Genomic DNA, 5,131 nt, shown 5'->3' with positions numbered 1-5,131 from the left:
CGAGCGGGACCTGGCGGGGGGACATGGGACCACCTCCAAGACGGGGTCGCCGGCTCGGCTTCGGCGGTGAGGTCGCCGGCTTCGCTTCGGCGCCGGGATCGCTCCCACGAGCGTAGGACTTTCGTGTCCTGGCGGGGCCCACTGACGGTGATCCGACAGCCGGCCGGACACCGTGAAACGAAGCGGGCCGCCGGTCATCCGGCGGCCCGTTCCCGTGCTGGTCAGAGTGTGGGCGCGGCAGGTTTCGAACCTGCGACCCCTCGCTTGTAAGGCGAGTGCTCTCCCACTGAGCTACGCGCCCGGAACGCCCGTACGGCGGGCCGGAGGGTGGCAAGCTTACCCTGCCCCCACCGGCCCGGTCGTGCGGCGTGCCCGGTCGGTCAGGCTGCGACGGCCTCGGCGAGGGCCTTGCGCCAGCCCTGCTGGTCGCGCGCCTCACCCGGCATGTTCATCTCGGCGAAGCGGACCACGCCCGCCTTGTCGATCACGAAGGTGCCCCGGTTGGCGATGCCGGCGACGTCGTTGAAGACGCCGTACGACTGGGCGACCGCGCCGTGCGGCCAGAAGTCGGCCAGCAGCGGGAACTGGTAGCCCTCCTTGTCGGCCCAGATCTTGTGGGCGTAGACCGAGTCGACGCTGACGGTCAGCACCTGGACGTCGTCGTTGACGTAGTCGTTGAGGTTGTCCCGCACCTCGCACAGCTCACCCTGGCAGATCCCGGTGAAGGCGAGCGGGTAGAAGACCAGCAGCACGGTGCGCTTGCCACGGAAGTCCGAGAGCCGGACCTCCTGGTTGTTCTGGTCCTTGAGCACGAAGTCCGGCGCCTCGGCGCCAACCTCGATCGGCATGCGAGCTCCTCAGGATGGGGTCGGATGGGCAACAGCCTGCCACACCCGGCAGCGGGCGCCGCCGGGTGATCGCCGACGTCGGCCTACTTCTTGCCCTTGGCCCCGCGGCGCAGGACGAGGCGGGCGCCGCTCCAGTCCCGGCCGGCGTTGACGGTGGAGGTCTGCTGGAGGCCGGCGGTAGGCGCGGACTCGGCGACCTCGCTCGGCTCGACGTGCCCCTCGCGCCCCGCCTTGGGCGTGAGCAGCCACACGACACCGTTGTCGGCCAGCGGGCCGAGGGCGTCGACGAGAAGCTCGAAGAGATCACCGTCGCCGTCGCGGTACCAGACCAGCACCGCGTCGACCACCTCGTCGGTGTCCTCGTCGACCAGATCTCCACAGCGGTCGGTCAGGGCGTCACGGAGATCCTGGTCGACGTCTTCGTCGTACCCCATCTCCATGACGACCATCCCCGGTTCGATCCCGAACCGGTCCGCCAGGCTGCGTACCCCGTCGGCGGCCTGACCAGCGGTCGCGCTCACTGTCGCGTGCCTCCTCATCTCATCCCTGCCCGCGGCGTCGCGTCGACGCCGTCAGGCAAAGTCCACACAGTTGTGGCTCCCCGCGCAAGTGGCGCACCGGGTGGAACGGAATTTACCGTGCCAGAAGCGTGCGGGCACCCTGGGTAATTGCTTCCTCGGAGACCAGAACCTGACGGGCCGCCGGACCTAATGGTACAAAAGAGTCAACTCCGGCCACCCGCCGCGCCGCTCCGACATAGCCGGCATCCACCAGGGCCGCGATGACCCCCTCGCCGACCCCGCCGGAACGCCGGGTCTCGTCCACGACCAGCACCCGGCCGGTCGCCGCCGCCTCCCGGATGACGTCGGCCACCGGCAGCGGGGAGAGCCAGCGCAGGTCCACCACCCGGGTGCCGACCCCCTCGTCGGCGAGTGTCGCCGCCGCGCGCAACGACATCGGCACCCCGTTACCGAACGTGATGATCGTGACATCCTCGGCGGAGCCGACGCCGTAGACGCGGGCCCGCCCGATCGGCACATGACCGCCGGTCCACGCGCCGGGCTCGGCGTAGTGGGACAGCCACTCACCGTCACCGTCGGCGTACAGGTCGCGGGTGTGGTAAAGCGCGATCGGCTCCAGGAAGACGCAGACGCTGCCGTCCACCGCCGCGCTGGCCAGGCAGGTGCGCAGCATGGGCGCGGCGTCGTCCGGCCGCGCCGGCACCGCGATCACCAGGCCCGGCACGTCCCGGAGTACGGCCACCGAGTTGTCGTTGTGGAAGTGCCCGCCGAAGCCCTCCTGGTACGCCAGCCCGGCCACCCGCACCACCATCGGGTTGCGGAACGCACCCTGCGAGAAGAACTGCATCGTGGCGGCCTCGCCACGCAGCTGGTCCTCGGCGTTGTGCAGGTACGCCAGGTACTGGATCTCGGGCACGGGCAGCATCCCGGCCAGCCCGGCGCCGAGCCCCAGCCCGAGGACCGAGGTCTCGTCGAGCAGCGTGTCGAAGACCCGGGCCACGCCGAAGCGGTCCCGCAGCCCCTTGGTCACCCCGTACACGCCGCCCTTGGCGCCGACGTCCTCGCCGAACACCGCCATCTGCGGATGGTCGAGCATCCCGTCGGCGAGCGCGGCGTTGATGCTCTGCGCCAGCGTCAGCGGGCCGGTCAGCTCCGGCGGCCTTCCGCCGAACGCCTCCGCCCGGGCACCGGCGCCGGGGCCGCCGGCACGCGCCGCCGCGTCCGCCACCGCCCGGGAGACCCGTGCCGGCCGGCGCGGGGCCAGCGGGGCGACCACGTCGGCCGGTGCGGTCAGCTTCGGCTCGTCCAGCACCTCCTCGGCGATCCGCCGCACCTGCCAGCCGATCTCGTCGTACCGGGCCAGCAGCTCCTCGCCGGTGGCGAGGCCCGCCCCCACCAGCAGCCGTGCCGTGGCGGTCAGCGGGTCCCGGGCGAGGTCGGCCGCGATCTCTCCGGGGCTCCGGTACGCGGTCTCGGCATCCGCGCCGGCGTGTCCCATCAGCCGTACGGTCGACAGGTGGAGCACGGCGGGGCGTCGGTGCCGGCGCACCCAGGCCGCCGCCTCGGCGGCCGCCTCGTACGCCCGCGGCAGGTCGCCGCCGTCGGCGGAGAAGTAACGGACCCCCGGCTTCGACCGCAGGGTGGTCTCCACCCAACCCTTCGGGGAGCGGACGCTGATGCCGAGGCCGTTGTCCTCGCAGACGAAGAGCACCGGGATGCGCAGGCCCGTGTGGTCGTACCAGCCGGCGGTGTTGAACGCGGCCGTGGCACTGGCGTGGTTGACCGACGCGTCGCCGAACGAGCAGACCACGATGGCGTCCGGCGGCCAGGAGGTGTGCGTGGCGCCCCCACCGCCGCTGGTCGGCACCCCGTCCCGCCGACCGGAGGTCTCCAGCCGGCGCAGCCGTTCCACGGCCAGCCCCATCCCGACGGCGCGGGGCAGGTGCGAGGCGATCGTGGAGGTGGTCGGGACGACGGCCAGGTCGGCCCGGCCGAAGACCTTGTGCCGGCCGCCGGCGAGCGGCTCGCTGCTGGAGGCGACCATGCCCCGCAGCACGTCGCGGGCCGCCTCGGCGTACCCCGGGTGGAGCGGCCGGTCCACGGCGGACCCGGCGCCGCCGGTCGGCTCCCCCGGGTCGGCGGCGTCCGGCGCGGAACCGTCGCCGGGGCCGTCCGCGTCGGCCGGCGCGGCCTCGACGGGCCCGTCGGCCGCCGCCGGCAAGTCGGTGCCGCCCCGCTCGGCGTCGAACCGCTGGGCGTCGAACCGCTCGGCATCGAACCGCCCGGCGTCGGACCGCTCGCCCGAGGGCTGGTCGGCCTCGTCCCGCTCGGCCTCGGGGCGGGCGGCCTCGGGGCGCTCGGTCGGCGTCCACCCGGCGGCCTGGGCGGCGCGGACGCAGTAGAAGGCGCCCGAGCGGTAGTGCAGTAGCGCCGGGTCGGTGGCGCGCAGCGCGGCGGCGACCGCGGCGTTGCCCTCGTGGCCGGCGGAGCCGATCGTGTAGTAGCCCTCGCCGAAGCTGCGCAGCCACCGGCCGGCCAGGTCGAGCTGGCGGCTGGTGGCCTGCGCGTCGAAGAGGTCCAGCGCCCGCGCGCCGGTCAGCGTCGTGTCGTCGGTGACCGGCCGTGCGGGGTCGCGCCGCTGCGACGGGGTGGCCAGCGCGGCCAGCGTCTCCCGGAACCGGTCGTCGAGATCTTGCGGGGTGGTCACGTCGGACAGCATTACCGACGAGCGGCCTGTGCGCCCACTCGGACACGAACGACGCGGTGTGGGTCAGTCGTCGTCGCACCGCTCGGGGCAGCCGCCGTCGGAGATTTTCCAGACCAGCTCGCGCAGGGTCGCCAGCTCCTCGACGGTGAGCCCGGCGAGCAGTCGGGAGTCCGACATGACCTGGTGCACGCGGGCCCGCACCCGCCGCCCGGGCCCGGTCACCACCAGCGTCTTCTGCCGCCGGTCGGCGGGGTCGGCATGCCGCTCGACCAGCCCGGCCCGCTCGAGCTTGTCGACCAGGGCGGTGACGTTGGAGCGGTCGCAGCCCAGCCCTTCGGCGAGGTCGCGGGCCGGCAGCGGCAGGTCGGGGTCCAGCTCGTGCAGCGCCCGCGCGGTCGCCGGGGTCAGCCCCAGCTCGGCGATCTCCCGGTCCTGGTGGTGGCGTAGCGCGGCGGCCACGTGCGTGATGCGGCGCACGACGTCGCCGGCCAGCGCCGCGCGGTCGGCGGGATCCGGCGGGACGGAGGGGACGGGCTGCGGCGCCATGCCTCATATCCTACGCGCGTCAAAAGTTGAGCAGCTCCACCATCGGCGGTTCGCGCGGAGCCCCGCCGTCAGCCGGGGAGGAACGAGAAGCGGACGGTCCGGGTGGGGTTGTCGCCGTTGGGGTCGACCAGGCAGACCGACTGCCAGGTGCCCAACGCCAGCCGGCCGTCGACGACCGGCAGCGTCGCGTACGGGGGGACGAACGCCGGCAGGACGTGGTCGCGCCCGTGGCCGGGCGAGCCGTGCCGGTGCCGCCACCGGTCGTCGGTGGGCAGCAGGTCGTCGAGCGCGGCGAGCAGGTCGTCGTCGGACCCCGAGCCGGTCTCGATGATCGCCAGCCCGGCGGTGGCGTGCGGCACGAAGACGTGCAGCAGGCCGTCGCCCTGCCCGGCGACGAACCGCTCGGCCTCCGCCGTGATGTCCCGGACGGTCGGCCGGGCCCCGGTCTGGACGGTGATGACCTCACTGCGCATACGACGCATTCTGCCCGAGGGGGTCAGCAACCACCG

At 73.7% G+C, this 5,131-nt stretch carries 5 protein-coding genes and 1 tRNA gene; all 6 read right to left on the bottom strand.

Annotation, left to right across the window (positions count from 1 at the left end; all coding sequences use genetic code 11):
• Positions 1-229: 229 nt before the first annotated feature.
• A tRNA-Val gene (locus F6X68_RS30500) sits at positions 230-301 on the bottom strand.
• A 79-nt stretch (positions 302-380) separates the two neighbouring features.
• Positions 381-848 carry a peroxiredoxin gene (locus F6X68_RS30495; RefSeq protein ID WP_121400357.1) on the bottom strand — a complete coding sequence of 156 codons (468 nt, stop codon included), beginning with the start codon at positions 846-848 and terminating at the stop codon, positions 381-383.
• Between the two features lie 83 nt (positions 849-931).
• Complete coding sequence (locus tag F6X68_RS30490; RefSeq protein ID WP_151457486.1) at positions 932-1,369, bottom strand: DUF3052 domain-containing protein; 438 nt, start codon at positions 1,367-1,369, stop codon at positions 932-934.
• Between the two features lie 112 nt (positions 1,370-1,481).
• The gene (locus F6X68_RS30485; RefSeq protein ID WP_151457485.1) at positions 1,482-4,088 is read right to left on the bottom strand and encodes a transketolase C-terminal domain-containing protein; all 2,607 of its coding nucleotides are present in this window, start codon (positions 4,086-4,088) and stop codon (positions 1,482-1,484) included.
• Positions 4,089-4,139: 51 nt separating this feature from the next.
• Entirely contained in the window at positions 4,140-4,622 is a 483-nt protein-coding gene (locus tag F6X68_RS30480) for a MarR family winged helix-turn-helix transcriptional regulator (RefSeq protein ID WP_151457484.1), read from the bottom strand.
• A gap of 68 nt (positions 4,623-4,690) precedes the next feature.
• On the bottom strand, positions 4,691-5,095 hold the full coding sequence (locus F6X68_RS30475) for a YjbQ family protein (RefSeq protein ID WP_132237228.1): 405 nt from the start codon (positions 5,093-5,095) through the stop codon (positions 4,691-4,693).
• Between the last annotated feature and the right edge of the window lie 36 nt (positions 5,096-5,131).

The organism is Micromonospora sp. AMSO12t (assembly GCF_008806585.1).
Classification (GTDB): domain Bacteria; phylum Actinomycetota; class Actinomycetes; order Mycobacteriales; family Micromonosporaceae; genus Micromonospora; species Micromonospora reichwaldensis.
The sequence above is the reverse complement of the archived record's forward strand: the minus strand, read 5'-3'. Positions and strand labels throughout refer to the sequence as shown.